The sequence below is a fragment of the Streptomyces sp. FH025 genome, from assembly GCF_017427025.1.
Lineage (GTDB): Bacteria > Actinomycetota > Actinomycetes > Streptomycetales > Streptomycetaceae > Kitasatospora.
In genome coordinates this window covers 1-1,554 of sequence record NZ_JAFLNG010001111.1, presented here as the reverse complement: position 1 = coordinate 1,554, position 1,554 = coordinate 1, and the positions used below count along the sequence as shown (strand labels likewise).

At 74.1% G+C, this 1,554-nt stretch carries 3 protein-coding genes; all 3 read right to left on the bottom strand.

Annotated features, from left to right (window positions below):
• Positions 1-170: 170 nt before the first annotated feature.
• The gene (locus J0670_RS37765; RefSeq protein ID WP_207817289.1) at positions 171-347 is read right to left on the bottom strand and encodes a hypothetical protein; all 177 of its coding nucleotides are present in this window, start codon (positions 345-347) and stop codon (positions 171-173) included.
• A gap of 391 nt (positions 348-738) precedes the next feature.
• Positions 739-1,155, bottom strand: a complete 417-nt coding sequence (locus J0670_RS37760; protein ID WP_207817288.1) for a VOC family protein — start codon at positions 1,153-1,155, stop codon at positions 739-741.
• 5 nt (positions 1,156-1,160) lie between these two features.
• A partial coding sequence (locus J0670_RS37755) for a helix-turn-helix transcriptional regulator (protein ID WP_207817287.1) occupies positions 1,161-1,554 on the bottom strand: 394 nt, incomplete at its 5' end.

The following is a 1,554-nucleotide window of genomic DNA, read 5'->3' as shown; positions in this document are numbered from 1 at the left end:
TCGAATCTCCTATCGACTAACTGCCAAATGAAGGTCAAGAGTTGCGAATCATCACACCGTTCAGGACAGCGGCAGGAGGCGGCAAACCGTAACCCCGCCTCCCGCGGCACACAGGCCCGACGACCCGGCCGCCACTGACGAGCCGCTTCTCCTCGAGCGGAGGATCGCCGTCAGCAGGGCGGTCCCAGCTCACCGCGGTGAGCGTCTCCACCACTGCGACAGCCGCCCCGCGGCTCGGCCTCGGCGCCGCGGGCGAAGGCGAAAACCGCGTGCCGGTGCGCCTTGCCGATCAGCTCCTCCCGGCCCAGCGGCCGCAGCCCGTGCCCGGCCACGGTGCGCTCCCCCACCGCAAGGAACACCTCTGAAAGCCCGTCGGCCAGCCGGAGTCCGGCCCTGTCCCGCACGTCGACGACGCAGCGGGGACCACGATGCGAACCCCCGCCGATCGTGGCCACGCACGCGGCCTGATCGACGTCCAGGCCGCCGCCCGCCTTCCGGGTTCGCTCGGGAAGCTGGAGAACCCCGGCCGCCGTCACACCCGCGACACCTTCGACCGGGCCGGGCCGCGTGACCGCCTGGCCCGCGCGGACCGGATCGACGACGCCGGGTTCGCCGCCCACGGCCTCCACGGCGACGCGATCGCGCTCCCCCGCGCGCGTGGGCGCAGGAACGGGTCGCCGCCCCGGACCGGCGCCCGGCCGTCGGCGGGGAGCGCGAGGACGGGCGGGCGGGCGCCGGCTACCGCGGGCGGGGCTGGTTGAAGCGCAGCATGTTGCCCGCCGGGTCGCGGAAGGCGCAGTCACGCACGCCGTAGGGCTGGTCCGCCGGTTCCTGCAGGACCTCGGCGCCGGCCGTGCGCAGGCGCTCGAAGGTGGCGTCGCAGTCGTCGGTGCGGAAGATGACGCCGCGCAGCAGGCCCTTGGCGAGGAGTTCGGCGGCGGCGCGGCGGTCGTCCTCGCTGGCGCCGGGGTCGGCCAGCGGGGGTTCCAGGACGATCTCGACACCGGGCTGGTCGGGCGAGCCGACGGTGACCCAGCGCATGCCCTCGAAGGCGACGTCGTTGCGCACCTCGAAGCCGAGCACGTCCCGGTAGAAGGCGAGCGCCTTGTCGTGGTCGTCGACGGCGATGAAACACTGGGCGAGTTCGATGCTCATGCCCCTCACGCTACGGGAGCGCCCCCGCCCCCGCCCTCGGCCCGCGGGCGCCGCAGCGGGCGGGTGCCGATCTTGGCGACGCAGGCCGGGACGGCGGCGCCGCCCGCGTGGTCACGGGCCCGGTAGGCGCTGGGACTTACGCCGACCAGCTCGGTGAAGCGGGAGCTGAAGGAGCCCAGCGAGGTGCAGCCCACCGCCAGGCACACCTCGGTGACGCTCAGGTCCCCGCGCCGCAGCAGCGCCTTGGCCCGCTCGATGCGGCGGGTCATGAGGTAGCCGTAGGGGCTCTCCCCGTAGGCGGCGCGGAAGCTGCGCGAGAAGTGGCCGGGCGACATCAGCGCGGTACGGGCCAGCTGCGCCACGTCCAGCGGCTGCTCGTACTCGCGGTCCATCCGGTCA